The sequence below is a fragment of the Naumannella huperziae genome, assembly GCF_054073625.1.
Genome location: NZ_JBSXPH010000001.1, coordinates 2,853,844 through 2,879,485, shown reverse-complemented (window position 1 = coordinate 2,879,485; position 25,642 = coordinate 2,853,844). Strand labels below are relative to the sequence as shown.

The following is a 25,642-nucleotide window of genomic DNA, read 5'->3' as shown; positions in this document are numbered from 1 at the left end:
CGCCGGACGCCATCGATCGGGACGCGAGCTGACTGGTCGGGCCTGCGCGCGATCACCGATCCGGCGATCCGCGCGGTTCCGCGTCCAGCCTACTCACGGGCGACCGGCTCCTCACCGCCGACCGGCGGCCGGGTCGGCATCGCCGCCGGTGCGGCGCTCACTCGCCCGTGCCCAGCGCGCGGATGGCCGGGATGCGCAGCGCCGAGCGCACCGCCAGCACGGCCGTCAGCGCGGTCAGCACGGCGGTCAGCCCGGTGATCGCGGCGAGCAGGGACCACGGGATCGCGATCACCGGGCTCCCGTAGACCCGGGCGGTCGCCAGCCACAGCCCGACCAGGCCGAGGACCGCTGCCACGGCGCCGAGCACCAGCCCGATGGCGATGGCGCCGAGCGCCTCGCCGACCGTGGCGCCGACGATCTGGCGGCGGGTCAGGCCGGCCAGGCGCAAGGTGGCGAGCTCGCCGCGGCGCTGGCCGACGGAGATGGCGAGGGTGCTGAGCACGCTGATCAGGGCGTACCCGCTGCCGAGCCCGACGATCGCCGCCATCACCCCGCGGTTCTCCGCATCGGCCGCGGCATTCTCCGCGGGAGTGATCTCTCCCGGCCGGCGGACGTCGGCGGCGCCGGCCGCGCGCAGCGCCCGCCCGACGGCCGCGGCATCGGCGCCGGGGAGGAGCTGCACCACGACGGTGGTCGGCCCGTCGAGCAGCCGGGCGGGCACGATCGACCGGTCCAGGTAGAAGCCGTCCTCGCCGGCCAGCGTCTCGCCCATCCGGGCGGCCTCGCCCAGTCGCACCGGCCGGTCGTCGATCAGCACCTCGATGGTGTCGTAGCGGTCGGCGAGCATCGTGGAGTCCAGGCCCGGGCCGAAGACGATGCCCCGCGCGTCGAAGTCGGAGACATCGCCGCGCGCCGGCTGCTGCGCGTTGGTGGCCCGGAAGGCCACCGGATCGACGGCGACGACGGTGCCCGGCGAATCGGTCCGGATGCCGTCGCGGCCGAGCCGGACCGTCAGCGGAACCCGGGTCTGCACCGACGCCACCGCGATCCCGGGAATCGACGCCACCGCGTCCGCATCGACCGGGGCGCCCGTCGCGACCAGATCGGCGCGCAGCAATCGGTCCGCCTCGGTCCCGGCCGCCCGCGTCTGGGTGTCGAGGATCCCCTGCAGGCCCATCACGAGCCCGACCAGGACGATCATCGGCGCGGCGCACGATGCGGTACGCCGGACCGCGTCACGAAGATTGGCGGCCGCGAGCCCCGCGACGGGGGAGCGGCCGGTCAGCGCGCCGAGCGCACGGGCGAGGACGGGAACCACGAGCGGAGCCATCCCGCTCATCGCGGCCGACCCGGTGAGCACCGTGCCCAGACCGAGCAGCAGGGGGATCAGTACGCCGCCCGCGCTCGCCGCGAAGAAGATCTGGGTCACCGTGAGCGCGGTGAAGACTGCCGTGCCGATCCACCGGCCGGGCGTCATCGCGCGACGCTCGTCGGCGCCGCGGCGCAACGCCGCCAGCGGCGCGATCCGGGTGGCCCGCCGCGCCACACCCCAGCCGCCGACCAGACAGACGCCCACCGCCACGACGATGTCGAGTGCCACCAGTTCCGGTCGGACCGGAATCGCCAGCGCGGGCGGGAAGGCGCCGAGACCGCTCAGGATGGCGCGCTGCACCTGCGCCAGGGCCACCCCCAGCACGGCTCCCGCCGCCGCACCGATCAGGGCCGCCAGCATTGCCTCGGCCAGCAGCAACCGGCGTACCTGGCCGGCGGTGACGCCGCCGAGGCGGAGCACGGCAAGATCATGTCGCCGCTGGTCGACAGCGAAACCGAGGGTCGACGCCACCACGAAGATCGTCAGGAAGCCGCCGAGGACGACGGTCATCCCGGTCAGCGTGCTCGCCGCCGACGCAGACTGACGAAACGCGGCCGCCTGCTCCGGGGCGAGGCCGGTCGGCGCCGCGCCCTCGACGCCGAGGATGATCGTCATCCCGGCGTGCACGATCGCGACGCCCAGGGACACCGCCGACACCGTTCCGACGAAGAGCGGCCAACGGTCGGCGAAGGTGCGTGCGGCGAGCCGGATCATCGGGCGTCTTCCAGATCGGTCAGGGTCGCGGCGATCGTCGCGGCGTCCGCACCCGCCAGCGTGCTGACCAGCCGTCCGTCGCGCAGGAAGGCGACATGGTCGGCCCGGGAGGCGGCGAGCGGATCATGGGTGACCATCAAGATCGTCTGCCCGTGCTCGTCGACCAGCGAACGAAGCAGGTCGAGAACGATTCCCGCCGAGGTGCTGTCCAGGGCGCCGGTCGGTTCGTCGGCGAACAAGATGCTGGGCGTGGTCGCCACCGCGCGGGCGAGCGCCACCCGCTGCTGCTGGCCGCCCGACAGCTCGCGCGGCCTGTGCGCGAGATGCGCGCCGAGCCCGAGCAGGTGCAGTGCCTCGGCGGCCACCCCATCGGCATCGGTACGCCCGGCCAGCCGCAGCGGAAGCGCGACATTCTGTGCCGCCGTCAACGCGGCCACCAGGTTGAACTGCTGGAAGACGAAGCCGATGACGTCGCGGCGCAGCCGGGTCAGGGCATCGTCCCCGAGGCCGGCGATGTCGGTGCCGTCGAGGAACACCCGGCCGGAATCGGGCCGGTCCAGGCCGGCGGCGCAGTTCAGCAGGGTGGATTTGCCGGACCCGGACGGGCCCATCACGGCCGTCCAGGACCCGCGCCGGCAGCCGAGCGTGACGTGGTCCAGCGCGGTCAGGTCCGAGGTGCCCGAGCGGTAGCTGCGGGTCACCTCGTCGAGTTGCAGGGCGGTCGGTGACGCGGGTGATCGGCTCATGGAGCCAGCACACCGCGCCCCGCGCCGCGCGGCAGTGGGGCCGACCGCCGGATCGAGGTAGGGCTGGCTCTACCGGCCGGCGCCGAGGACGCTCCTAGGATGGCACCGATGCAGCGCGCCGGATCCGCCCCCGAGGCGCCACCCGCGATCGGCGCGTGGCGGGCCGTGCTGCACGTCGGTGGCACGTCGCTGCGGGTGCTCGCGGCGCTCGCTGCGGTCGGCCTGCTCGGCGCGCCGATCTGGCTGGCGCTCGGTCGGGCCGAGCGCGGTGCGGGGGCCATTGGCGCGCTGGTGATCGCCGGTCTGGTCCTGCTCGGGGCGGGGCTGCCGGTGATCGCCGCGGTTGCGGCCCGCTCCGACTGGCGCGCTGTGGCGTGGCTGCTCGGCGCCGATCCGACCGACGGCCCGACGATCCGGTTGACCGAGCCGCGCAGCCTGGTCCGGCCGTTGGCCTACACGGTCGTGCTGTTGACCCTCGGCGGCGCCGCGGCCGTGCTGATCGCGGTCCTGGTGGTGGCCGCGGTGGTCGCCCTGGCCAGCCCGATCCTGGTGGCGGCGGGCGATCACGCCGTGATCGGGCCGTTCGCCGTGGACACGGCGGCGCGCGCCGTGGTGGCGGTCGCCGCCGCGCTCGTCGTCCTGGCCGGGCTGGTCGCCGTCGCGCCGCCCCTCGCCCGCGCGCACGCCGCCGTGGTGCGGCAGGTCCTGACCCGGCCCGAACAACGCCTGCGGCGCGACCTGGCGACGACCGCGCTGTCCCGCGCGCGGCTGGTCCGCGCCTTCGATGTCGAGCGCCGGCGGATCGAGCGCGATCTGCACGACGGGGTCCAACCCCAGTTGCTGTCGGTCAGCATGACCCTGGGCCTGGCGCTCGCGGCCATGCCCGCGGACGCGCCGGGCCGCGCGGACGTGCTGCGCGCGCAGCAGCAGGCACGTAGCACGCTCGATGCGCTGCGCGGCTTCGTCCGCAACATCCACCCGCAGGTGCTGATCGATCACGGACTTGTCGCCGCGGTGAGCGAGCTTGCCGACACCTTGCCCGTGCCGATCATGATCACCGACCGGCTGGGCGACCGGCTGCCCGCCGAGGTCGAGACCAACCTCTACTTCTGCATCGCCGAGCTGATGGCCAATGTCGCCAAGCACAGCTTGGCCGAGCACGCCCAGGTGGAGCTGGAGCGGCCGGCTCCCGGCCGGGTCCGGGTCACCGTCCGCGACGACGGCCGCGGCGGCGCGGCGAGCAACGGCCGCGTCGACGGGGGACTGGCCGGCATCGCGGACCGGGTCGCGGCCCTCGGCGGCAGCCTGCTGATCGATTCCCCGCTCGGCGGGCCCACCATCGCCGCGATCACCGTCGCCGTCCCGGGGAAGGAGGCGAACCGATGACCGAACCGATCACGGTCGTGATCGCCGAGGACAATGCCCTGCTGCGCGAGGGGCTGGCCGGGCTCCTGGACCGCGGCGGCTTCCGGGTCCTCGCGGCCGTCGGGAACGCAGACGAGCTGCTCCGCGCCTGCCGGGCCCTCGCCCCGGACCTGGTGATCACCGATGTCCGGATGCCGCCGGACCACCGCGCCGAGGGGCTGGCCGCCGCGGTGCTGCTGCGCGCGGAGAATCCCGACCTGCCGGTCGTGGTGCTGAGCCAGTACGTGGAGCAGAGCTACGTCGCCGACCTGCTGGACAGCTCCGGCCGGGCCGGCATCGGCTATCTGCTGAAGGACCGGGTGAGCGATGTCGCGGAGTTCGGCGAGACGCTGCGCCGCGTGCACGCCGGCGGGACCGCCGTGGATCCGGAGGTGATCGGACAGTTGCTGCGGCGCCGCCGGGATCCGCTGGAACGCCTCACCGCGCGCGAGCGGGAGGTATTGGCGGAGATGGCGCAGGGGCATTCCAATGCCGCCATCGCCCGCCGGTTGTTCGTCTCCGACGCGGCGGTGGTCAAGCACATCGGCAACATCATGATGAAGCTCGACCTGCCGCCGAACGACGACCAGAACCGCCGCGTCGCGGCGGTCCTGGCGTACCTGCGCGGGCCGGCCGGCTGAGCCGCCCGCGATCGACGGGCGGCGTTGCGGTCGGCCGCCGGGATCAGCCGACGACGGCCTCCTGCCCGTTCACCCGCACGGTCGTGCCGTCGGGTACGCGTACCGCGAAGCTGGCCTCGCAGTAGCCGACCCAGCTCGCGCCGCACGGCGTACCCAGGATGAGCGTGTCGCCGTTGAGCGACCAGGCGGGGGTCTGCGGGCTGCGGCCAACGGTCTGGGTGCGGACCTCGACGGCGACCTCTTGGGCGGCACCGGCCGTCACCGTGACCGCCATGTTGGCGTTGTCGTTGATCACATCGAGCGCGGACCCGGCATAGGGGAAGGACTGTTGGGCAGAACTCGGGCTGGAACTGCAGGCGGTCAGGGAGAGCCCGGCCGCGAGGACGGTTCCGACGGCACAGGCGCGAAGAAGTGTGTTCATGCCGTCCATTGCAGTGCGCGTGTTCGTCGCGCACCATCCGTCGGGGTCGAGTCCTCGGGGTGTGGCCAGCCCTACTCCGACCCGCTCGCCGCGAGCCGATGTGACTGCCGAGGCGGCGCGACACTAGACTCCACGCCAGTCGGAGGAGTCGAGCGGGACGAGGTTTCGTGAGCCAGATCGAGGTTGCCGAGCGCTCGGCGCAGGCCGCGGCGCGTCCGGCCGGCCGGGCCCGCACGCGCGACATTCTCGGCGCCTACGTCTCGCTGACCAAGCCGCGGATCATCGAGCTGTTGCTGATCACCACGGTTCCCGCGATGTTCCTCGCCCAGCGCGGCATCCCGCCGCTGGGGCTGGTCGCGGTGACCATGATCGGCGGGTTCCTGGCCGCCGCGAGCGCCAATGTCTTCAACTGCGTGCTGGACCGCGACATCGACCAGCGGATGCGGCGTACCCGCCGTCGGCCGATGCCGCGCCACCAGGTCACACCGAGCAATGCGGTGATCTTCGGCGGGATCCTCGGGATCGCCGCGACCGCCGTGTTGTGGATCGGTGCCAATCCGCTGTCCGCGGTGCTCGCACTCCTCGCCAATGCGTTCTACGTGTTCGTCTACACGCTGTGGCTGAAGCGCAGCTCCTCCCAGAACGTCGTCTGGGGCGGCATCGCCGGCTGCTTCCCGCCGCTGATCGGCTGGACCGCCGTCACCGACTCGGTCGCGCTGACCCCGATCCTGCTGTTCGCGATCGTCTTCTTCTGGACCCCGCCGCACACCTGGGCGCTGGCCTTCCGCTACCGCGACGACTACGCGGCCGCGGGCGTACCGATGCTGCCGGTGGTGATGGACGCGCCGCGGGTGGCCGTGCGGATTCTGCTCTATTCCGTCGTCACCGTCGCCGTCTCGCTCGCCGTCTGGCCGGTGGCCGGCACCGGCTGGCTCTACCCGGCTGTCGCGGGCGCCGCCGGCGCGATCTTCCTCGCCGAGGCGGTGGCGCTGCTGGTCCGGGCCCGCCGTGGTCGTAGGGATGCGGCACTGAAGCCGATGCGACTGTTCCACTGGTCGAACAGCTACCTGGCGCTGGTCTTCCTCGCTGCCGCCATCGATCCGGTGATCTTCGGCTGATCCGCCTCAGTTCTGGACGGTCAGCTTGCGCGTCCAGAGCCGCCGGATCGGGCTGGACAGATACTCGCCGAGCAGTACGCCCGCCGCCAGCGCGATGGCGATCGACAGCGCCTCGATCACCCGGGTCCAGCCGTCGATGTAGCCCTGTGACAGCAGGAAGAGGCCCCGGTAGAGCCGCAGGCCGGGCAGCAGCGGGACCATCGCCGGGATCACCAGCAGCAGGCTCGGGATGCGCAGCCAGTCGGCCAGCGGCGCCGCGGCGATGCCGATGGCGACCGCGCCGGCCGCGATGCCGAACAGCGAGCCCGACTGTGCGCCGAGCACCGCGACCGTGGTGCCGAGCACGCCGATCAGCGCGCCCGGCCCGAGCGCGCGCAGCGGTCCGGAGCAGGACAGGGCGAAGCCGACGGTGATCACCGCGGCGGCCAGCAGCGAGAGTGGCAGGTTGGCCAGGGTGGGCGGGCTGTAGGGCTGGACGGTCAGCGTCACGCCGAGCCGATTCGCCGCCGACAGGCCGCCGGCGACCCCGGCGATGATGCCGATGGTGGTGAGCGCGGCGTCCAGCCCGCGCGCGCCGGCGGTGACCAGATAGCCGACCAGCGCGTCCTGCACCGCGGTGACGATGGTCATCCCGGCGAGCAGGACGATGATCACCGCCGCCACGATCAGCGAGGAGTTGTGCTCGGGATCGACCAGCCGAACGACGGCCGCGACGCCGGTCGCGATGAACCCGCCGGTGACGTAGGCGAAGAACTGGGGGATGCCGAACCGGGTGAAGGCCTGCATCACCAGTTCGATGGCGGCGGCGGACACGCCGGCCAGCACGACCACTGCCGGCGATCCGCCGATCAGCAGACCGACGCCCGCGCCCATCAGCAGCGTGGCCAGCAGCCGCAGCCATTTCGGGTAGCGGCGCGGGCGCGCGATCGTGTCATCGATCCGCAGCCGCGCCTCGGCAAGTCCGGCCCGCCGGGCGCGCAGGTCGCGCAGCACCTGCTCGACGCGCTCCAGCACGGAGTAGTTCAGCTCGCCCCGATGGACGTACTGGATCCGGGTCACCGGCACCTGGTCGATGCTGCCCTGGTAGCTGATCATCATCGTGGTCAGCGTGAGATCGACCTGGGCGCCGCGCAGTCCCGCGGCATTGGTCACGGTGCGCATCGCCATCACGGTGTCCAGCGATCCGGCCCCATTGGTGAGCAACAGTTCGCCGACCTTGAGGGCGAGATCGAGCGCGCGGTTGATCGTGACCGGGTCCGCCCCGGGCAGCTCGGGATCGGCGTGCATGCTCAGGACGGTACGCGGTGGATCTGGGCGGCGGGGGAGGCCGCGGCGGCGGATGTGCGTGAGTCGAGCAGCAGCCAGGTGCCCGCGATCGTGCAGGCCGGGATGCCGATCATGTGCAGCGCCACCACGGGCACGGGCAGCCCGGTGAAGTACTGCAGGTAGCCGATCGCGCCCTGGGCGAGCAGGACCAGCAGCAGGCCGACGGCGGCGCGGGTGCGCAGCACGGCGACCGCGACCACGGTCAGTCCGAGCAGTACCCAGACCGACCCGGCGTGCAGCTTCGCGACGGTCTCGATGTCGAAGCCGGTACGCCGGGCGCCGGCGTCGCCGGCATGCGGGCCGGAGCCCGTGACGATGGTGCCGAGCCAGATGGAGATCATCAGCGAGCAGAAGATGAGCAGGGTCAGCAGCCGGCCGCCCCGCGCCGCGCGGTGGCCGGGGCGTCGGGTGGCGGCGCGGACCAGCCACGTCGACAGCACCACCATGGCGACCGAGATCAGCAGGTGCGGCGCGACGATGAAGGGGTTGAGCTGGGTGCGGACGGTGATGCCGCCGACCACGGCCTGGAGCGGTACGCCGAGCCCGATCACGATCGCCAGGACCAGCGACGAGCGACGGGTCCGGTCGCGGGACCAGGGCGCGAGGGCCGCAGCGAAGGTGGCGAGGGCGACGGCGATCAGGAGGAAGGTCAGCAACCGGTTGCCGAACTCGATCGCGGCATGGATGGTCAGCTCGCCTTGCGGCACGAACGAATCCGCGGTGCAGCGCGGCCAGGTCGGACACCCCAGGCCCGAGCCGGTCAGCCGCACCGTGGTGCCCGTGACGATGATCAGCGATTGCACCGCGAGCGTGGCCCAGGCCCAGGCCGGCAGCGTGCGGGCGCCGACGACGCGCCTCACGAGGTCCATCGGAACACCCTCCTGGCGATCATGGTGAGGACGATTGCCCAGGCGACCAGCGTGGCCACGGCGAGCCAGTCCGGACGGCCGGCGCCGGCCGCCCGGAGCGCCTCGCCGAGGGCCCCGGTCGGCAGCCAGCGGACGGCGCCCAGCCAGCCGGCGCCGCCGACGGGCAGGATGCCGGCGAACAGGCCGGCAAGGTAGAGCAGGTTCGCGCAGGCGAGGGTGAGCTCCGCGCGCAGCGTCCCGGCCAGGATCAGGGCGCCGGCGACGAAGGCGCAGACCGCGGCCAGCACGGCGAGGGCGGCCGAGCAGGCGGCGGCCGGGGCGAGCGCCGGGCGCCAGCCGAGCAGCGCGGCGACCGCCGCGAGCAGCGCCACCTGGGCGAGCACGATGATCACGATCGCGGCCGCCTTGCCCGCCACCAGACCGCTGCGGCGCAGGGGTGAGGCCGCCAGCCGCTCCAGCACCTGGTAGCGGCGGTCGAAGCCGGTGGCGATCGCGCACGAGGTGAATGCGGTGGACCAGATCGCGAGCGCCAGCACCGACGGCGCAAGTGCGTCGAGTCCGATGCCGAGCCGCGGGCCGGCGATCGCGCCGCCGACCAGCGTCGCGGCCGGGATCACGGCCGCCAGCAGCAGTTGCTCGCCGTTGCGCGCCAGCAGCAACGCCTCGGTGCGCGCGTGCCGGGCGATCCGCCGGGCCGGCGGGGCGGCGCCCGGCGCGGGGGAGAGGTCCAGGGTCATCGCGCGCCACCCGCCGGGGTGGTCAGGTCGACGAAGACCTCCTCCAGGTCGCGCGCGCCCCCGGTCAGTTCGGCCAGGGTCCCGTGGGCGCTCACCCGGCCCCGGTCGATGATCGCGATCCGGTCGGCGAGCCGGCTCGCCTCGGCCATGTCGTGGGTGGTCAGCAGCACGGACACGCCGGCGTCGCGCAGCCGGGCGATCAGGTCGAAGACGGTACGCCGCAGGTGCACGTCCATCCCGGCCGTCGGCTCGTCCAGCAGCACCAGCTCGGGGCGGCCGATGATCGCGCCGGCCAGGTTCACGGCCTGCTGCTCGCCGCCGGACAGGCGGCGATAGGGCGTACCCGCGAACCGGTCGATGCCCAGCTCGGCGGCCAGCGGACCCACCGGCAGCGGCTGGGCGTGCAGGGCGGCCAGGTATTCCAACAACTCCAGCGGCCGGATTCCCGACCAGGCGGCGGTGCGCTGCGGCATCAGGCCGACCCGGCCGTCGGCGATGGCCCGCGCCGGCTCCCGGCCGAGCAGGGTCAACTCGCCGGCGTCGGGGCGCAGCAACCCGGTCAGGCAACGCAGCAGCGTTGTCTTGCCCGCGCCGTTCGGCCCGAGCAGCACGGTGACCTCGCCCGCGGCGGCGGTCAGGTCGAGTGCGTCCAGCGCCGGCGTGGCACCGAACCGCACGCTCAGGCCCCGCGCGCTGAGCGCGGGCGTGGGTCGGGTCGGCACCCGGGCAGTCTAGGTCCGGCGGGTGGGTTCGGGCATCTCGCGCCGGTCCGCCCGGGCGCGCTCGCGCAGGGACGGCGCCGCCAGCGCCGCGGCCACGATCAGCACCAGCACGACCAGCAGCGTGTGCAGGATCCCGATGTGGTCGCCCAGGAAGCCGAGCAGGGGCGGGAAGGCCAGGAAGGCGAGATAGCCGATGGTGGCGACGGCGCTGACCCGCGCCGCCCCGTTGCGCGGGTCGTCCGCGGCGGCCGACATGCCGAGCGGGAAGCCCAGCGAGGCGCCGACGCCCCACAGCGCCGCGCCCCCGTACAGGGCCACCGGGTGCGGCACGAAGATCACCGCGACCAGCCCGACGGCCGCGATGATCGCGGTGGCGAGCACGGTCCGGACCCGACCGATCCGGTCGACGACGCGGACGCCGGCGATCCGCCCGACCGTCATCGCGGTCAGGAAGATGCCGAGCACGACCGCGCCCTGGGCGTCGGTCATCCCGCGGCCGTCGACGGCAGCCAGCGCGAGCCAGTCGTTCGCGGCGCCCTCGGTCAGCGCCATGCCGAGCACCACCAGACCGATCGCCCACGTCGCCGGATGGCGCCAGACCGCCATCCGTTCGCCGAAGCTCGGCTCGGGCTCGTCGTCGTCCGTCGGCTTGGCCGCGAGCGGGATCCGCACGGTGGTGGCGGCGATCGCCGCGGTCAGCAGTGCCGCGAACACGGCCTGCGGCGCGATCGGTACGCCGAGCGCGGCGGCGAGCGCCCCGACCCCGGCGCCGGCCATCGTGCCGAAGCTGAAGGCGGCGTGGAACAGCGGCATCACCGTCTTGCCGAGGTCGCGCTCGGCGGCCGCGCCGGAGAAGTTCATCGCGACATCGGTCGAGCCCATGCCGAGGCCGGCCACCACCAGGCCGGCGACGATCAGCGGCGCGTTCGGGTCCAGCGTGCCGAGCCCGGCGATCAACATCCCGCCGGCGAGCATCAGCAGGCCGGTGCGGATGGTGGCGCGAGCGCCGAAGCGGGCGATCACGTGTGAGGAGAAGGACAGGCTGACGATCGAGCCGACGCTGAAGGTGAAGACCAGCAGGCCCATCTGTCCGGTGCTGGCGCCGAGGTCGTCGCGCAGCCGCGGGATCCGCGACATCCAGCTCGCGACGGCGTACCCGGTGGCGAAGAAGATCGCGAAGATCGCGTTCCGCCAGCGCAGCAGCTCGCGGGAGGGGGAGGTGGTGGTGCTCACGGGGTACGCCCTTCGACGCGTATCGAATCGTTTCGAGCGTCAATCTAGCAAGCGCGGCCGGCCGCTGGCAATCGCGCGCTGCCCGGTCAGGCCACCGGTGCGCGGTTGCGGTCCACGGCGACCGTCACGCCGTTCGCGCGCAGTCGTTCGATCAACGGATCCGGCCCCTCGGCCGGGTCGCTGGCGTAGGCCAGCTCGGATGCGGTCACCGGCAGCACGGCCAGATAGCCCACCCCGCCGGGTTCGCCGTCGGCCAGCTCCTCGGGCAGGCCCAGGGGCGGGCCGATCAGCGCGCCGACGAATGCGACGTCCTCGGCGAACGGCAGGACGGGATTCCCGTTGGGAACGGTGTGGCCCCGGCCCAGCCAGGTCCCGCTCTCGTGCGGATGGTGGGCCAGGGTGGACAACAGGTGGAGCGGCCAGGAGTGGCGCGGCTGGCCGAGTTCGGTCAGCGCGGTGAACTGGCCGTTGCTCCGCGCCAGACCCGGCCAGTCGGCGGGCAGCGCGATGATCAACTCCAGCCTGGCGACGCCGCCGTGGCCCGGCGGCACGGGCATCGGGCGCTCCGACATGCCGGAGGTGACCAGGACGACGTGCGGCGTGTGGTCATTGGGGCCGAAGGCGTAGATGTCGATCGCGCCGCCGTGCTCGGCGCGCTCGTGCAGCACCGTGTACTCGCCCAGGTGGCGGGCGAGATGGATCTCGCGCGCGGCCGCCATCGCCTCCTGCTCCGGGGTGGGGGGATCGGTCCGGTTCGCGGTCATCATCGACCTCCTGGGCGGGCGTGGGCTCGGCGATGTGACGAGCCTAACGTCGCGCGGTGCCGCGCCCCGGCACAGCGGCCGATCGGGTTAGGGGTCCCTTGGTTGATCTGTCGGGGATTAAGGCAAGAATGGCGTTGTGAAAAGTTCCGCGCGGCCGGGGGATCGCCCCGTGACGAGCCCGGGGAACCCGACCGTGCCCCCGGGGGAGACCGACGCGTCCACCCGGCGCCGCGTCGCACAGTCCATCCTCGAGCACGGCCCGTCCACCGCGGCGGAACTGGCCACCCGGCTCAGCCTGACCCCGGCGGCGATCCGCCGGCACCTGTCCGCGCTGCTCGAGTCGGGCGACCTGGAGGCCCGTGAGCAACGGGTCCGGGGCCAGCGCGGCCGCGGCCGGCCGGCCAAGGTCTTCGCGCTGACCGACGCCGGGCGTACCGGCTTTCGGCAAAGCTACGACGACCTGGCCGTGCACGCGCTGCGGGCGCTCGCCGAACACGGCGGCGACGGCGCCGTCGCGGCGTTCGCCCGGGACCGGGTCGCCGGCGTCGAGCAGCGCTATCGCGAGCAGCTCGACGCCCATCCCGAGCTCAGCCCGGGCGAGATCTTGGCCCGGGTGCTGACCGATGACGGCTACGTCGCATCGGTCCAGCCGGCGCACGGCGGCGAGCAGTTGTGCCAGCACCACTGCCCGATCGCCCACGTCGCCGAGGAGTTCCCGCAACTGTGCGCGGCGGAGACCGAGGCCTTCGCCGACCTGCTCGGCGTTCATGTCCAGCGACTCGCGACGATCGCCGAGGGCGACGGCGTCTGCACGACCAACATCCCGGATCTCACCGATCCGGTCCCGACCACCACCCGAGCCCACCGACCCCGAGGAAGGAAGGCTGCCCGATGACGCAGCAGGAGATCACCCAGGAAGAGCACCTGGACGCCCTGGGCAAGTACCAGTGGGGCTGGCACGACGACGACGTCGCCGGCGCCTCCGCCCAGCGCGGCCTGAACGAGGCCATCGTCGCCGACATCTCGGCGAAGAAGAACGAGCCCGAGTGGATGCTCGCCCGCCGGATGAAGGGCCTGAAGCTGTTCGGCCGCAAGCCGATGCCGGCCTGGGGAGCCGAGCTGGACGACATCGACTTCGACAACATCAAGTACTTCGTCCGGTCGACCGAGAAGCAGGCGCAGTCCTGGGAGGACCTGCCGGCCGACATCAAGAACACCTACGACAAGCTCGGCATCCCGGAGGCGGAGAAGGCCCGGCTGGTCGCCGGTGTCGCCGCGCAGTACGAGTCCGAGGTGGTCTACCACCAGATCAACGAGGAGCTGGAGAAGCAGGGCGTGCTCTTCCTCGACACCGACACGGCGCTGCGCGAGCACCCGGAGCTGTTCGAGGAGTACTTCGGCACGGTGATCCCGACCGGCGACAACAAGTTCGCCGCGCTGAACACCGCGGTGTGGTCGGGCGGATCGTTCATCTACGTGCCGAAGGGCGTGCACGTGGACATCCCGCTGCAGGCGTACTTCCGGATCAACACCGAGAACATGGGCCAGTTCGAGCGGACGCTGATCATCGTCGACGAGGACGCCTACGTGCACTACGTCGAGGGCTGCACCGCGCCGATCTACAAGTCGGACTCGCTGCACTCCGCGGTCGTCGAGATCATCGTGAAGAAGGGTGCTCGCTGCCGCTACACGACCATCCAGAACTGGTCGAACAACGTCTACAACCTGGTCACCAAGCGCGCCACCTGCGAGGAGGGCGCGACGATGGAGTGGGTCGACGGCAACATCGGCTCCAAGGTCACCATGAAGTACCCGGCCGTCTACCTGATGGGCGAGCACGCCAAGGGCGAGACGCTGTCGGTGGCCTTCGCGGGCGAGGGCCAGCACCAGGACGCGGGCGCCAAGATGGTGCACTGCGCCCCGAACACCTCGTCCTCGATCATCTCCAAGTCGGTCGCGCGCGGCGGTGGGCGTACCTCCTACCGGGGTCTGGTCCAGGTCCAGGAGGGCGCCGAGCACTCCGCATCGGTGGTGAAGTGCGACGCGCTGCTGGTCGACCAGATCTCGCGCTCGGACACCTATCCCTATGTGGACGTCCGCAACGACGACGTGTCGATGGCGCACGAGGCGACCGTGTCGAAGGTCAGCGACGACCAGTTGTTCTACCTCATGTCGCGCGGCATGGAGGAGGACGAGGCGATGGCCATGATCGTCCGGGGCTTCGTCGAGCCGATCGCCAAGGAACTGCCGATGGAGTACGCCCTGGAGCTCAATCGGCTGATCGAACTGCAGATGGAAGGTGCCGTCGGGTGACCCAAGCCCTGGAGAACAAGCCCCTGGAGACGAACAACCTCGCGGGCGCGGTCGAGACCTCCGATCGGGTGGCGAGCCACCTGCATCCGGAGGGCTCGACGAATGTCGATGATCATCCCGTTCCGACCGGCCGCGAGGAGGTGTGGCGGTTCACACCGCTGAAGCGGTTGCGCGGGCTGCACACCGACGCGCCGTTCGGTCCGGGCGCGCTCGACGTCGACATCGCCGCCGCCGAGGGCGTGACGGTGCGCGAGGTCGCCGCCGGTGACCCGGTGATCGGTTCCAGCGGCTACCTGCCGGCCGACCGGATCACCGCGCGCGCCTGGCAGGCGGCCGGTGGCGCGACCGTGATCGACATCGCCGACGAGGCGGTGGTCGAGGGCGCGACCGTGATCACCCACACCGGCACCGGTTCCGACGTCGCCGGCGCCGGGCACGTGATCATCCGAGCCGGCAAGTTCGCCAAGGCGACCGTCGTGCTGCGATTCGCCGGGTCGGCGACCGTCGCCGACGTGGTGGAGATCATCGCCGGCGACGGCGCGCAGCTCACCGTGGTGTCGGTGCAGGACTGGGCCGACGACGCGGTGCATCACTCCGCGCAGCACGCGTCGGTCGGCCGCGACGCCGAGGTCCGGCACATCGCCGTCTCCTTCGGTGGGCTGGTACGCCTGAGCGCGTCGGTCGACTACGCCGCCCCGGGCGGTTCTGCCGAGCTGCTGGGCGTCTACTTCGCCGATGCGGGCCAGCACCTGGAGCACCGGCTGTTCGTCGACCACAACCAGCCGAAGACCCGGTCGAATGTTTCCTACAAGGGCGCCCTGCAGGGCAAGGGCGCGCACACCGTGTGGATCGGCGATGTGTTGATCCGCAAGGTTGCCGAGGGCATCGAGACCTATGAGGAGAATCGCAACCTGCTGCTCACCGACGGGGCCCAGGCCGACTCGGTGCCCAACCTGGAGATCGAGACCGGCGAGATCGAGGGCGCGGGCCACGCGTCGACGACGGGCCGGTTCGACGATCAGCAGTTGTTCTACCTGCGCAGCCGCGGGATCCCCGAGGACGAGGCGCGGCGCCTGGTGGTGCATGCGTTCTTCGCCGAGATCATCCGCCGGATCGGCGTGCCCGAGGTCGAGGACCAGCTCCTCGCCGCGGTCGAGGCCGAGCTGGCAGCCCACCTGAAGTCCATCACCACCACGACGGAGTCGTAGAACATGTCAACTCTCGCGATCAAGAACCTGCACACGGTCGTCAACACCGAGTCGGGCCCGAAGGAGATCCTGAAGGGCGTCGACCTCACGGTGAACAGCGGCGAGAAGCACGCGATCATGGGCCCGAACGGGTCCGGCAAGTCCACGCTGGCCTATGCCATCGCGGGCCACCCGAAGTACGAGATCACCGACGGCTCGGTGACGCTGGACGGCGAGGACATCTTGTCGATGAGCGTCGACGAGCGGGCGCGGGCCGGGCTGTTCCTGGCGATGCAGTACCCGGTGGAGGTGCCGGGCATCTCCGTGGCGAACTTCCTGCGTACCGCCAAGACCGCCGTCTCCGGCGAGGCGCCGAAGGTCCGTACCTGGGTGAAGGACGTCAACGAGGCGATGGCCCAGATGAACCTGGACGCCAGCTTCGCCCAGCGCTCGGTCAACGACGGCTTCTCCGGCGGCGAGAAGAAGCGCCACGAGATCGTCCAGCTCGGGCTGCTGAACCCGAAGTTCGCGATTCTCGACGAGACGGACTCCGGTCTGGACATCGACGCGCTGCGGATCGTCTCCGAGGGCGTGAACCGCTATACCGACCAGGGTGATCGCGGACTGTTGTTGATCACCCACTACACGCGGATCCTGCGCTACATCAAGCCCGACTTCGTGCATGTCTTCGTCGACGGCAAGATCGCCGAGGAGGGTGGGCCGGAGCTCGCGGAGCGCCTCGAGGACGAGGGCTACGACCGGTTCGTGAAGGCCGCGGCGAACTGATCATGGCCTACGACCCGGAGGTTGCCCGCAAGGACTTCCCGATCCTGCAGCGCACGGTCGGTGATCATCCGCTGGTCTACCTGGACTCGGCGAACACCTCGCAGAAACCTCAGGTCGTGATCGATGCCATTGCCGAGCACTATGCCGAGCACAACGCCAATGTGGCGCGCGCGATGCACATGCTCGGCGCGGAGGCGACCGAGGCCTACGAGGGCGGCCGGGCCAAGGTGGCCGACTTCGTGGGCGCGGCGCGGCCGGAGGAGCTGGTCTTCACCAAGAATGCCTCCGAGGCGCTGAACCTCGCCGCGCACACCCTCGGCTCCCGGCTCGGTCCCGGCGACGAGGTCGTCGTGTCGGTGATGGAGCACCACTCCAACATCGTTCCGTGGCAGTTGATGTGTGAGCGGACCGGCGCGAAACTCCGCTGGTTCGACATCACCGACGACGGCCGGCTCGATCTTGCCGCCGCCGAACGCGACGGGTTGATCAACGAGCGCACCAAGGTCGTCTCGCTGACCTGGGTGTCGAACGTGCTGGGCACGATCAACCCGATCGCCGAGGTCGCCGAGGCCGCCCACGCGGTCGGCGCGATCATGGTCGTCGACGCCTGTCAGGGCGTACCCCAGCTACCCACCCGGGTGGCCGCGCTGGGCGCCGACCTGGTCGCCTTCACCGGTCACAAGATGGTCGGCCCGACCGGGATCGGCGCGCTGTGGGGACGCTACGACCTGCTGGCGGAGCTGCCGCCGTTCCTCGGCGGCGGGGAGATGATCGAGATCGTCCGGATGACGGGCTCGACGTTCGCGCCGCCGCCGGCCAGGTTCGAGGCGGGTACGCCGCCGATCGCCGGGGCCGCCGTGCTGGGCGTCGCCGCCGATTACCTGACCGGGCTGGGCATGTCGGCGATCGCCGAGCACGAGCGCGAGATCACCGCCTACGCGCTGGAGGGGCTGCAGACCGTGCCCGGGCTGCGCATCCTCGGCCCGACGCAGGTCGTCGACCGCGGCGGCGCGATCAGCTTCGACGTGGCCGGGGTGCACCCGCACGACATGGCGCAGTTCCTGGACGGCCGCGGCGTCGCGGTGCGCGGCGGGCACCACTGCGCGCGGCCGCTGCACGAGCGGCTCGGCGTACAGTCGAGCACGCGGGCGTCGTCGTACCTCTACACGACGAGGGCCGAGATCGACGCCCTGGTCGACGCGGTCGGCTACACCCAGCGATTCTTCAACCGAGGTTGATCATGACGGCGAATGTCGAGGAGATGTACCAGGAGATCATCCTGGAGCACTACCGCGAGAAGCACCACAGCGGACTGCGGGAGCCCTTCGGGGCGCAGGTGCACCACGTCAACCCGAGCTGCGGCGACGAGGTCACGCTGCGGGTGGCGCTCGACGGCGACACGGTCGCCGACGTGTCCTACGACGGCGTCGGCTGCTCGATCTCGCAGGCGTCGACATCGGTGATGACCGATCTGGTGATCGGCAGGCCGCTGACCGAGGCGCTCGCCCGGCACGCGGAGTTCACCGAGCTGATGCACGGCCGCGGCCAGGTCGAGCCGAACGAGGACACCCTGGAGGACGGCATCGCCTTCGCCGGGGTGGCGAAGTTTCCCGCCCGCGTGAAGTGCGCGCTGCTGGGCTGGTCGGCGTTCAAGGACGCCGCGGCCCGCGCGGGCGTACCGCAGACCGCGGACGGATCGCAGAGCAACGGAACCGAGGAGGACCAGCAATGACCGAGTCCGAGATCGACCAGACCGTACGCCCGTCCGACCGGGTCGCCGACGAGCTGCCCGACGTGACCGCGCCCGGGCCGGACACCTCCGCCTCCGTGGAGGACGTCACCGAGGCGCTGAAGGATGTCGTCGACCCCGAGCTCGGGATCAATGTCGTCGACCTCGGCCTGGTCTACGGCGTGCACCTGGAGGAGGACGGGTCGGCAGTGATCGACATGACCCTGACCAGCGCCGCCTGCCCGCTGACCGACGTGATCGAGGACCAGGTGGCGACGGCGTTGGACGGCCTGGTCGAGCGCGCCGTGCTGAACTGGGTGTGGATGCCGCCGTGGACGGCCGCCAAGATCACCGACGACGGCCGCGAGCAGTTGCGCGCGCTCGGTTTCAACGTCTGAGCCGCCGGTGATCGTCTGGGTCAACGGCGCGTTCGGCGCCGGCAAGACCCAGACCGCGCACGAGCTGCGCCGCCGCCTCGGTCGTGGCTGGGTGGCCGACCCCGAGCTGCCCGGCTTCGGCCTGCAGCGGATGCTGCCCGGGCCGCTGCGCTCGGACTTCCAGGAATTCGCCGCGTGGCGATCCGGGGTGGCCGAGATGCTGGCCCGCGCCGATGGTGGGCGCGAGCAGCCGGTGATTGCGCCGATGACCCTGGTCGACGACGCGTACTTCGCCGAGATCGTCGGCGGCCTGCGCGCCGCCGGGCACGACGTCCGCCACGTCGCCCTGCAGGCGAGCCCACAGACGCTGCGTCGGCGGCTCGCCGTCCGGCAGTGGAAGCGCCGCGACCTGTGGGCGCTGGAACAGATCGACCGGTGTGTGGCCGCGCTGCGCCGCCCGGAGTACGCCGAGGCCGTGCCGACCGACGGGCGCTCGATCGACCAGGTGGTCGAGGCCGTGGCGGCCGCGCTCGGGCTGGAGCTGGCCCGGCCTGCGCTCGGGCCGCTCGCCGCGCGGGCGTACCGGCTCCGGGTGCAACTGGCCCACATCCGGGTCGGCGCGCTGCTCTGAGCGGGCAGACTGGCCGGGTGACCGATTCAACGAAGCCGACCACCGACGCGATGCGCCGCGTCGAACTCGCCCGCGATTCCGCCGGGCACTACACCGCGACCAATGCCCGCGGCGGCACGCTGCCGATCGGCAGCGGGGGCGATGCCGATTTCACCCCGGTCGAGCTGTTGCTCGCCGCGGTCGCCGGGTGCTCGGCGATCGATGTCGACCTGCTCACCTCGCGCCGCGCCGAACCGGAGGCCTTCGCGGTCAGTGCGGCCGCCGAGAAACTGCGCGAGGCCCACGGCAATCACCTCGGTCCGGTCGAGGTGGTGTTCACGGTGCGGTTCGGCGAGGGCGCCGACGGCGACCGGGCGCGCGAGGCGTTGCCGACCGCGGTCCGCCAGTCCCGCGACCGGCTGTGCACCGTGAGCCGCACCGTGCAACTGCCGACACCGGTCGACATGCGCGCCGAGTGAGGCCGTCTCGCCGACCGGGACGGCGATGACGCCCGCCGGGGCGACGGCCTATCGTTGCGCCATGTTCTCCCGCACCGCGATCTCGGCCGCGCCGTCGGCGTGCCGAATGCGTTGTCGCTGTTGTCGCGCCTGATTCCCAGCCAACAGCCCGCGCCCATCCCGGCGCCCACACCCCGGAGAACACCCAGATGATCACCAGCCCCGTCACCCAGGGCGAGACCGTCCGCCAGACCTCGCTGTTCAGCGGCGCCCGGTTCCTGCCGGGCGGTCCGGGCGCGCCCACCGAGCGGATCAGCGCGCGCCGGGCCTACCAGGAGGCGCTGCACGGCTACGGCCTCCTCGTCGACCTGCGCCCGGTCTGGTTGCGCGAGTTGGCCGGCGAGCCGTCACCGCGCCTGCAGGCGCTGGCCGCCGACCCGTCCGATCTGCCCTGGCTCGCTCGAGCGCTGGCCGGCAGCCGACCGATCCTGTTCTGCGCCCAGGGCAATGCGTCGGTCCGCGTCGCCGGCGCGCTGGCCCGCCTCGGCGTGGCCGATGTCGCCGACGTGATCGGCGGGTACGCCGCCTGGCGCGCCGCCGGGTTGCCCCTGCGCGGCTGAGGGGGTGCGCCTCCCGCGCCCGGAAACGGTTTGGTGTTCGGCGCCGGAGGCGGGAAACTTGGTGCTGTTTGCCGTCCGCCCGACACCCGGGGGGCGCACGACGTCACCACCAGAAGGTTGTCCCGATCATGCTCGTTGCCCGCGATCTCGAGGTGCGCGCCGGCGCCCGGCTGCTGCTGGAGAACGCGTCGTTCCAGATCGCGGCGGGCGACAAGATCGGCCTGGTCGGCCGCAACGGCGCCGGCAAGACGACGCTGACCCGGATCCTGGCGGGCCAGGGCACGCCGGCCGCGGGCACCGTCAGTCCCGGCGGGGAGGTGGGCTACCTGCCCCAGGACCCGCGCACCGGCGACCTCGACGTGCTCGCCCGCGACCGGGTCCTGTCCGCCCGCGACCTGGACCGCGTGCTGCGCCGGCTGCGCGCCGCGGAGGAGCAGATGGGCTCGGCCGACGATGCCGAGCGCGACCGGGCGATGGCCCGTTACGCCCGGGCCGAGGCGGAACTGCAGGCCGGCGGGGGGTACGCCGCGGAGGCCGAGGCCGCCCGGATCGCGAGCAACCTCGCGCTGCCGGATCGGGTGCTCGACCAGCCGCTGCGTACCCTCTCCGGCGGACAGCGGCGCCGGATCGAGCTCGCCCGGATCCTGTTCTCCGGCGCGGAGACCCTGCTGCTGGACGAGCCGACCAACCACCTGGATGCCGACTCCATCGCCTGGCTGCGCGGATTCCTGCAGTCCTACCCGGGCGGCCTGATCGTGATCAGCCACGACACCGGCCTGCTGGATGCCGTGGTGACCAAGGTGTTCCACCTGGACGCCAATCGTTCGGCGCTGGACGTCTACTCGATGAACTGGAAGCGCTATCTCGCCCAGCGCGAGACCGACGAGAAGCGCCGCCGCCGCGAGCGGGTGAATGCCGAGCGCAAGGCCGACCAGTTGCGCACCCAGGCGGCGAAGATGGGCGCCAAGGCGACCAAGGCCGTCGCCGCGCAGAACATGGCCCGCCGCGCCGACAAGCTGCTCGCCGGCATCGAGGGCGAGCGGGTGGCCGACAAGGTCGCCAAGATCAGGTTCCCCGAGCCGGCGCCGTCCGGGCGTACCCCGCTGACCGGGCACGACCTGTCCAAGACCTACGGCTCGCTGGAGGTCTTCACCGGAGTCGATCTTGCCATCGACCGCGGTTCCAAGGTCGTCATCCTCGGGCTGAACGGCGCCGGCAAGACCACGATGTTGCGAATCCTGGCCGGGATGGAGGATCCCGACACCGGCGAGGTCGTCCCCGGTCACGGTCTGCGGCTCGGCTACTACGCCCAGGAGCACGAGACCCTGGACACCGCGCGCAGCGTGCTGGACAACATGATCAGCGCCTCGCCGCACCTGAACGACACCGAGGTGCGCAAGATCCTCGGCTCGTTCCTGTTCACCGGTGACGACGTGGACAAGCCGGCCGGCGTGCTCTCCGGTGGGGAGAAGACCCGGCTCGCGCTGGCGATGCTGGTGGTCTCCGGGGCCAACGTGCTGCTGCTCGACGAGCCGACCAACAACCTGGACCCGGCGTCGCGGACCGAGGTGTTGGAGGCGATCCGTACCTACTCCGGCGCGGTGGTCCTGGTCACCCACGACGAGGGGGCCGTGGACGCACTCCAGCCCGACCGGGTGTTGCTGCTGCCCGACGGCGACGAGGATCTGTGGAGCGCGACCTACTCCGATCTGGTCGCGCTCGCCTGATCATCCGTTGGCCGATCACCGCCGGGCGTCTAGGTTGGTGGTCGTGGATCTGCAGATGAGCACCTTCCGTCCGCGTTCGGCCGACCCCGCCGAGGATCCCGAGGCGGTCGCCTGGCTGCGCGCCGTCAGTCAGGGATTCCACCAGGACCGGCTGACCGACGAGGCGCTCGGAAGATCACTGCAGGGGCTGCTGGACGACGGGTTCACCCTGCGCGCGGTGCATGATCACGACATCCCGGCGCCGGCCGATCCGCGCCGCCCGGTCGCCACCTTCAGCAGCACCGACGGGACGATCAATGCCGGGGCCGGGCGGATGCTGCCGGCCCGCCTGATCACCGACGTGACGGTACGCCCGTCGCACCGGCGGCGCGGGCTGTTGCGCACCATGATGTCCGCGGAACTGGCCGAGGCGAAGGCCGCCGGGCTGCCGGTTGCCGCGCTGACCGTCACCGAGGGCGGCATCTATCGCCGCTTCGGGTTCGGTCCCGCCACCTTCGAGGCGAAGATCGAGGTCGCCACCGACTCCCGCTTCGCCCTGCACACACCGCCGGACGGCGGCGGGCAGGTCGTGCTGGTCGATGCGGCCGTCCTGGAGGAGCATGCGGGGGAGATCTTCCGCCGCTATCACGCCCAGACCCTCGGGTCGGTCCAGCGATTCAGCGTCATCCCGACCCACGTCAGCGGCCTGTGGGACTGGTCGTCGCGGGAGGAGAACCGCCGGGTACGCGGCGCGATCTTCGTCGCCGAGTCCGGTGAGCCCGAGGGATACGTGGCCTGGGAGGCGCGCCGCGATCCGGACGAGTTCGGCAAGATCACCGTCCGCGATCTGGTGCCGCTGACGCCGCGGGCCTACCTTGCGCTGTGGGATTTCCTCGGCCATGTCGATCTGATCGACAGCGTCCGCTGGGGCAGTGCCCCGACCGAGGATCCGTTGCGCTTCGCCCTCACCGAGCCGGATCTCTATCGGGTCCGCGGCCTGGACGCGAACGTCTGGTTGCGCATGCTGGACGTCCCGGCAGCGCTGACTGCGCGGGCCTGGCAGTCCACGGGTTCCTGCGTGCTGGCGGTCGAGGACTCCCTTGATCTTGTCGGCGGTCGCTACCGGATCAAGATCGCCGACGGCGATGCCGAAGTCACCCGCACCGACGATGAGGCCGACGCGGCGATGGACGCGGCGGCCCTCGGATCGATCTGTCTCGGCGGGGTACGCCCGTCGGTGCTGGCCGCCGCCGGCCTGATCCGCGAGCTCCGACCGTCCGTCGCCGCGTCGCTTGATCAGTTGTTCGCGGCAACCGGGCCGGTGTGGGGAATCACCCATTTCTGATCCGTTTCCGACCAGATATCGGCCGATGATCGCTGATCACCACACGCCGATATCGTCGAAATCTTGATCAGAGACCCGTTTTGGGTTGATCATGGTGGGAAGACGGCTGCTCTGCCGGACAGCCGAACCTCCCAACTTCATCTGCTGATCGCCCGAACACGAGGGGGAGTCATGGCAACAGCCACCCGACGGACCACCAAGAAAACGACCACACGCAAGGCCGCCGCCAAGAAGGCGCCCGCGCGCAGCACGACCAAGAAGGCCCCGGCCCGCAAGTCCACCGGCCGGGCCGCCACCGCCTCCCTGGCCAAGGGCGCGCGGATCACCGGCGGGCAGCGCGACAGCCTGGCCGCGGGTTTCGCCCGCCGCTACAAGGCCGGTGAGAGCATCCGGTCGATCGCCGATGACGCGGGCCGTTCCTACGGATTCGTGCACGGCGTGCTGAAGGAGGCCGGCGTGGACCTGCGCGGCCGCGGCGGTGCGACCCGCGGCGCGGCGAAGAAGACCACGGCGAAGAAGTCGACGGCGAAGAAGAGCACCGCCAAGAAGGCCCCGGCCAAGAAGACCGCCGCCAAGAAGACCACGGCGAAGAAGACGACGACCAAGAAGGCCGCCGCCAAGAAGACGACCGCCAAGAAGACGACCGCCAAGGCGCCGGCGAAGAAGTCGACGGCGAAGAAGAGCACCGCCAAGAAGGCCCCGGCCAAGAAGACCGCCGCCAAGAAGACCGCCGCGAAGAAGACCACGGCGAAGAAGACCACGGCGAAGAAGGCGACCGCGCGCAAGCGCGCCTCCCGCTGATTCGGCACGAGGGCCCGGCGGCGTCGGATGGCGCCGCCGGGCCCTCGTCTCGTGCGCCGACCCGGCCGTTCGGCGTTCGATCAGCGCCGTCGGGCCGTCGTCACCTCGACGGCCAGGCCGGTGACGATCGGCTCCGGATCATCGGCGGCGGCGTGGAAGGCGTTCGGCCCCATGTTGATCAGATCGCGTACCTGATCGCGGTCGAGCGCGAGCCGACCGCGCACGGTAGATCGATCGGTGATCTCGAAGTCGGCGCCGAGGGCCGTGTCCAGCCGGTCCAGCTTGGCCGGCTCGATGCCCAGCATCTGCTCACGATCTCGCAGTTCGGCCAGATGATCGGGTCCGGGCGTGACGATCAGCAGCAGCCCCCCGGGTCGCAGCACCCGGGCGAACTCGCCGACATTGCGCGGCGCGAAGACGCAGGTGATCAGGTCGGCGCGGCGATCACCGACCGGTACGTCGCGCCAGGTGTCGGCGACGACCGCCGCCAGGCGGGGATGGGCGCGGGCGGCCGTGCGGGCCGCGGCGGGGGAGACGTCGAGCGCGAGAGCAGACAGCGCCGGTCGGGCCTGCAGGATCTGTCGGGCGTACCAGCCGGGTCCGGCGCCCGCGTCCACGGCGAGCCCGGATTCCGGAGCGCGTTCGACCAGCGCCGCGGCGATCGGCGCGTACGCGCCGGTATCGAGGAAGCGGGCGCGGGCGGCGACCATCTCGGCGGTATCGGCATGGCCCGGCGCGGCACGCCCGGTCAGATTGACATGCCCCTGCCGGGCGATGTCGAAGCTGTGGCCGAGCCCGCAGCACAGCGACCGGTCGGCGACGGCCAGCGCGCCCGCACACACCGGACAGCGCAGCGCCCCTGCCAGGCGCGCGAGCGCGGTCACGGGGTACGCAGGGAGCCGCCGTCGATGGCGATCATGGAACCCGTCACATAGGAGGCCATCGGTGACAGGGCGAACGCAGCCACCCGCCCGAACTCCTCGGGCCGCCCGAGGCGCCGCAGCGGGATCCGCGAGGCCGCGCGGGCGATGGCCTGCTCGGGGTCGGGCTCGGCCGCCATCAGCTCGGCCAACCGCTCGGTCTCGATGCTGCCCGGCATCAGGCCGAGGATCCGCGTACCCTCCGGGCCGAGCTCGTCGGCCAACTGCTTGATCAGCATCGCCAGCCCCGGCCGTAGCCCATTGGAGATCGCCATTCCGGGCAGCGGCACCCGCACCGACGTCGACAGCACGACGCCGATCGCAAGATCATCGGCGGTGCCGAAGGTCACCACATCGCGGACCATCCGCAGGGCCGGCAGGAACACGGTGTCGAAGGACTGTCGCCACTCCTGGTCGGTCATCTCCAGCACGGCCCCACGGGGCGGGCCGCCGACGCTGATCAGCGCGCCGTCCAGCCGGCCCCACTGCTGCACGGCGAAGCGGCAGACCTGCCCCGCCAGCTCCGGGGTGGCCAGGTCGCCGGCCACCGCCGCTGCCCGTTCGGGCCCGAGCTCGGCCACCGCCTCGGCGAGGGCCTGCTCGCGGCGCGCCACCAGCACCACCCGGGCGCCCTCGGCGACCAGCACCCGCGCGGTGGCGAGGCCGAGGCCCGCGCTCGCCGCGGTCACCACGAACACCTTGTCGGTCAGTCCCAGATCCATG

Annotated in this window: 27 protein-coding genes; 16 read left to right on the top strand and 11 right to left on the bottom strand. The window is 71.9% G+C overall.

All coding sequences use genetic code 11. The features are described 5' to 3' along the window. Positions 1–157 precede the first annotated feature (157 nt). Together ACXDC7_RS13750 and ACXDC7_RS13745 are read right to left on the bottom strand one after the other, a co-directional pair. Positions 158–2,086: an FtsX-like permease family protein gene (locus ACXDC7_RS13750; protein ID WP_459222452.1), complete on the bottom strand. Its 1,929-nt coding sequence runs from the start codon at positions 2,084–2,086 to the stop codon at positions 158–160. After that, a complete protein-coding gene (locus ACXDC7_RS13745) occupies positions 2,083–2,832 on the bottom strand; it encodes an ABC transporter ATP-binding protein (RefSeq protein ID WP_459222451.1) in 750 nt (249 codons plus the stop codon). The genes ACXDC7_RS13750 and ACXDC7_RS13745 overlap by 4 nt, the downstream gene beginning before the upstream one ends. A 108-nt stretch (positions 2,833–2,940) precedes the next feature. Between ACXDC7_RS13745 and ACXDC7_RS13740 the strand changes: the two genes are divergently transcribed. Both ACXDC7_RS13740 and ACXDC7_RS13735 read left to right on the top strand, forming a co-directional pair. Next, entirely contained in the window at positions 2,941–4,218 is a 1,278-nt protein-coding gene (locus ACXDC7_RS13740) for a sensor histidine kinase (protein ID WP_459222450.1), read from the top strand. After that, positions 4,215–4,877 carry a response regulator transcription factor gene (locus tag ACXDC7_RS13735; protein WP_459222449.1) on the top strand — a complete coding sequence of 221 codons (663 nt, stop codon included), beginning with the start codon at positions 4,215–4,217 and terminating at the stop codon, positions 4,875–4,877. Before ACXDC7_RS13740 ends, ACXDC7_RS13735 begins: the two co-directional genes overlap by 4 nt. Positions 4,878–4,920: 43 nt before the next feature. Here ACXDC7_RS13735 and ACXDC7_RS13730 read toward each other — a convergent pair whose 3' ends face one another. Further along, positions 4,921–5,298: a hypothetical protein gene (locus tag ACXDC7_RS13730; protein ID WP_459222448.1), complete on the bottom strand. Its 378-nt coding sequence runs from the start codon at positions 5,296–5,298 to the stop codon at positions 4,921–4,923. Between the two features lie 167 nt (positions 5,299–5,465). Here ACXDC7_RS13730 and ACXDC7_RS13725 point away from each other — a divergent pair, with 167 nt between their 5' ends. Further along, positions 5,466–6,416, top strand: coding sequence for a heme o synthase (locus ACXDC7_RS13725; RefSeq protein WP_425487407.1), 951 nt, complete (start codon positions 5,466–5,468; stop codon positions 6,414–6,416). A 6-nt stretch (positions 6,417–6,422) separates the two neighbouring features. On the opposite strand, the gene ACXDC7_RS13720 is transcribed toward ACXDC7_RS13725, so the two are convergent. The 6 genes from ACXDC7_RS13720 to ACXDC7_RS13695 all read right to left on the bottom strand — a co-directional run bounded on the left by ACXDC7_RS13720 (position 6,423) and on the right by ACXDC7_RS13695 (position 12,070). After that, on the bottom strand, positions 6,423–7,703 hold the full coding sequence (locus ACXDC7_RS13720) for a threonine/serine exporter family protein (protein ID WP_179445907.1): 1,281 nt from the start codon (positions 7,701–7,703) through the stop codon (positions 6,423–6,425). Positions 7,704–7,705: 2 nt separating this feature from the next. Then, a complete protein-coding gene (locus ACXDC7_RS13715; protein ID WP_459222447.1) occupies positions 7,706–8,611 on the bottom strand; it encodes a COX15/CtaA family protein in 906 nt (301 codons plus the stop codon). Next, positions 8,599–9,348, bottom strand: coding sequence for an ABC transporter permease (locus ACXDC7_RS13710; RefSeq protein WP_459222446.1), 750 nt, complete (start codon positions 9,346–9,348; stop codon positions 8,599–8,601). The genes ACXDC7_RS13715 and ACXDC7_RS13710 overlap by 13 nt, the downstream gene beginning before the upstream one ends. Beyond that, complete coding sequence (locus tag ACXDC7_RS13705; protein WP_459222445.1) at positions 9,345–10,070, bottom strand: ABC transporter ATP-binding protein; 726 nt, start codon at positions 10,068–10,070, stop codon at positions 9,345–9,347. The genes ACXDC7_RS13710 and ACXDC7_RS13705 overlap by 4 nt, the downstream gene beginning before the upstream one ends. Positions 10,071–10,079: 9 nt before the next feature. Beyond that, positions 10,080–11,303, bottom strand: a complete 1,224-nt coding sequence (locus ACXDC7_RS13700; protein ID WP_459222444.1) for an MFS transporter — start codon at positions 11,301–11,303, stop codon at positions 10,080–10,082. A gap of 86 nt (positions 11,304–11,389) precedes the next feature. Continuing rightward, on the bottom strand, positions 11,390–12,070 hold the full coding sequence (locus ACXDC7_RS13695; protein ID WP_459222443.1) for a suppressor of fused domain protein: 681 nt from the start codon (positions 12,068–12,070) through the stop codon (positions 11,390–11,392). Positions 12,071–12,236: 166 nt separating this feature from the next. Here ACXDC7_RS13695 and ACXDC7_RS13690 point away from each other — a divergent pair, with 166 nt between their 5' ends. The 13 genes from ACXDC7_RS13690 (at position 12,237) to ACXDC7_RS13630 (ending at position 23,999) form a co-directional block, all read left to right on the top strand. Further along, positions 12,237–12,962 carry a helix-turn-helix domain-containing protein gene (locus ACXDC7_RS13690; RefSeq protein WP_179445911.1) on the top strand — a complete coding sequence of 242 codons (726 nt, stop codon included), beginning with the start codon at positions 12,237–12,239 and terminating at the stop codon, positions 12,960–12,962. Continuing rightward, positions 12,959–14,380, top strand: coding sequence for a Fe-S cluster assembly protein SufB (gene sufB / locus ACXDC7_RS13685; protein WP_179445912.1), 1,422 nt, complete (start codon positions 12,959–12,961; stop codon positions 14,378–14,380). The genes ACXDC7_RS13690 and sufB overlap by 4 nt, the downstream gene beginning before the upstream one ends. After that, a complete protein-coding gene (sufD, locus tag ACXDC7_RS13680; protein ID WP_343045970.1) occupies positions 14,377–15,588 on the top strand; it encodes a Fe-S cluster assembly protein SufD in 1,212 nt (403 codons plus the stop codon). The genes sufB and sufD overlap by 4 nt, the downstream gene beginning before the upstream one ends. A 3-nt stretch (positions 15,589–15,591) precedes the next feature. After that, on the top strand, positions 15,592–16,353 hold the full coding sequence (gene sufC / locus ACXDC7_RS13675) for a Fe-S cluster assembly ATPase SufC (protein ID WP_179445913.1): 762 nt from the start codon (positions 15,592–15,594) through the stop codon (positions 16,351–16,353). Positions 16,354–16,355: 2 nt separating this feature from the next. Further along, positions 16,356–17,591, top strand: coding sequence for a SufS family cysteine desulfurase (locus ACXDC7_RS13670; RefSeq protein ID WP_459222442.1), 1,236 nt, complete (start codon positions 16,356–16,358; stop codon positions 17,589–17,591). A 2-nt stretch (positions 17,592–17,593) separates the two neighbouring features. Further along, positions 17,594–18,085, top strand: a complete 492-nt coding sequence (sufU, locus tag ACXDC7_RS13665; protein ID WP_459222441.1) for a Fe-S cluster assembly sulfur transfer protein SufU — start codon at positions 17,594–17,596, stop codon at positions 18,083–18,085. Next, positions 18,082–18,480 (top strand): metal-sulfur cluster assembly factor, encoded by a 399-nt coding sequence (locus ACXDC7_RS13660; RefSeq protein ID WP_179445916.1) that lies wholly within the window; start codon positions 18,082–18,084, stop codon positions 18,478–18,480. The genes sufU and ACXDC7_RS13660 overlap by 4 nt, the downstream gene beginning before the upstream one ends. A gap of 7 nt (positions 18,481–18,487) precedes the next feature. After that, complete coding sequence (locus ACXDC7_RS13655) at positions 18,488–19,090, top strand: AAA family ATPase (protein ID WP_179445917.1); 603 nt, start codon at positions 18,488–18,490, stop codon at positions 19,088–19,090. A gap of 50 nt (positions 19,091–19,140) precedes the next feature. Then, a complete protein-coding gene (locus ACXDC7_RS13650; RefSeq protein ID WP_459222842.1) occupies positions 19,141–19,548 on the top strand; it encodes an OsmC family protein in 408 nt (135 codons plus the stop codon). A gap of 188 nt (positions 19,549–19,736) precedes the next feature. After that, positions 19,737–20,147: a rhodanese-like domain-containing protein gene (locus tag ACXDC7_RS13645; RefSeq protein ID WP_459222440.1), complete on the top strand. Its 411-nt coding sequence runs from the start codon at positions 19,737–19,739 to the stop codon at positions 20,145–20,147. Between the two features lie 128 nt (positions 20,148–20,275). Continuing rightward, a complete protein-coding gene (locus ACXDC7_RS13640) occupies positions 20,276–21,874 on the top strand; it encodes an ABC-F family ATP-binding cassette domain-containing protein (RefSeq protein WP_179445919.1) in 1,599 nt (532 codons plus the stop codon). Positions 21,875–21,917: 43 nt separating this feature from the next. Further along, positions 21,918–23,198, top strand: coding sequence for a GNAT family N-acetyltransferase (locus ACXDC7_RS13635; RefSeq protein WP_179445920.1), 1,281 nt, complete (start codon positions 21,918–21,920; stop codon positions 23,196–23,198). 171 nt (positions 23,199–23,369) lie between these two features. Further along, positions 23,370–23,999 carry a helix-turn-helix domain-containing protein gene (locus ACXDC7_RS13630; protein ID WP_459222439.1) on the top strand — a complete coding sequence of 210 codons (630 nt, stop codon included), beginning with the start codon at positions 23,370–23,372 and terminating at the stop codon, positions 23,997–23,999. 80 nt (positions 24,000–24,079) lie between these two features. On the opposite strand, the gene ACXDC7_RS13625 is transcribed toward ACXDC7_RS13630, so the two are convergent. Continuing rightward, complete coding sequence (locus tag ACXDC7_RS13625; RefSeq protein WP_179445922.1) at positions 24,080–24,883, bottom strand: putative RNA methyltransferase; 804 nt, start codon at positions 24,881–24,883, stop codon at positions 24,080–24,082. Beyond that, positions 24,880–25,641 carry an SDR family oxidoreductase gene (locus tag ACXDC7_RS13620; RefSeq protein WP_179445923.1) on the bottom strand — a complete coding sequence of 254 codons (762 nt, stop codon included), beginning with the start codon at positions 25,639–25,641 and terminating at the stop codon, positions 24,880–24,882. The genes ACXDC7_RS13625 and ACXDC7_RS13620 overlap by 4 nt, the downstream gene beginning before the upstream one ends. Between the last annotated feature and the right edge of the window lies 1 nt (position 25,642).

Excerpts from the sequence above, each read along its gene's own strand:
- sufU (WP_459222441.1), top strand. The coding sequence starts at position 17,594 with ATGACGGCGAATGTCGAGGAGATGTACCAGGAGATCATCCTGGAGCAC.
- ACXDC7_RS13730 (WP_459222448.1), bottom strand. The coding sequence starts at position 5,298 with ATGAACACACTTCTTCGCGCCTGTGCCGTCGGAACCGTCCTCGCGGCC.
- sufC (WP_179445913.1), top strand. The coding sequence starts at position 15,592 with ATGTCAACTCTCGCGATCAAGAACCTGCACACGGTCGTCAACACCGAG.
- ACXDC7_RS13745 (WP_459222451.1), bottom strand. The coding sequence starts at position 2,832 with ATGAGCCGATCACCCGCGTCACCGACCGCCCTGCAACTCGACGAGGTG.
- ACXDC7_RS13750 (WP_459222452.1), bottom strand. The coding sequence starts at position 2,086 with ATGATCCGGCTCGCCGCACGCACCTTCGCCGACCGTTGGCCGCTCTTC.
- ACXDC7_RS13650 (WP_459222842.1), top strand. The coding sequence starts at position 19,141 with ATGCGCCGCGTCGAACTCGCCCGCGATTCCGCCGGGCACTACACCGCG.
- ACXDC7_RS13670 (WP_459222442.1), top strand. The coding sequence starts at position 16,356 with ATGGCCTACGACCCGGAGGTTGCCCGCAAGGACTTCCCGATCCTGCAG.
- ACXDC7_RS13720 (WP_179445907.1), bottom strand. The coding sequence starts at position 7,703 with ATGCACGCCGATCCCGAGCTGCCCGGGGCGGACCCGGTCACGATCAAC.
- ACXDC7_RS13630 (WP_459222439.1), top strand. The coding sequence starts at position 23,370 with ATGGCAACAGCCACCCGACGGACCACCAAGAAAACGACCACACGCAAG.
- ACXDC7_RS13735 (WP_459222449.1), top strand. The coding sequence starts at position 4,215 with ATGACCGAACCGATCACGGTCGTGATCGCCGAGGACAATGCCCTGCTG.
- ACXDC7_RS13620 (WP_179445923.1), bottom strand. The coding sequence starts at position 25,641 with ATGGATCTGGGACTGACCGACAAGGTGTTCGTGGTGACCGCGGCGAGC.
- ACXDC7_RS13715 (WP_459222447.1), bottom strand. The coding sequence starts at position 8,611 with ATGGACCTCGTGAGGCGCGTCGTCGGCGCCCGCACGCTGCCGGCCTGG.
- ACXDC7_RS13695 (WP_459222443.1), bottom strand. The coding sequence starts at position 12,070 with ATGATGACCGCGAACCGGACCGATCCCCCCACCCCGGAGCAGGAGGCG.
- ACXDC7_RS13710 (WP_459222446.1), bottom strand. The coding sequence starts at position 9,348 with ATGACCCTGGACCTCTCCCCCGCGCCGGGCGCCGCCCCGCCGGCCCGG.
- ACXDC7_RS13640 (WP_179445919.1), top strand. The coding sequence starts at position 20,276 with ATGCTCGTTGCCCGCGATCTCGAGGTGCGCGCCGGCGCCCGGCTGCTG.
- ACXDC7_RS13740 (WP_459222450.1), top strand. The coding sequence starts at position 2,941 with ATGCAGCGCGCCGGATCCGCCCCCGAGGCGCCACCCGCGATCGGCGCG.
- ACXDC7_RS13660 (WP_179445916.1), top strand. The coding sequence starts at position 18,082 with ATGACCGAGTCCGAGATCGACCAGACCGTACGCCCGTCCGACCGGGTC.
- ACXDC7_RS13645 (WP_459222440.1), top strand. The coding sequence starts at position 19,737 with ATGATCACCAGCCCCGTCACCCAGGGCGAGACCGTCCGCCAGACCTCG.
- sufB (WP_179445912.1), top strand. The coding sequence starts at position 12,959 with ATGACGCAGCAGGAGATCACCCAGGAAGAGCACCTGGACGCCCTGGGC.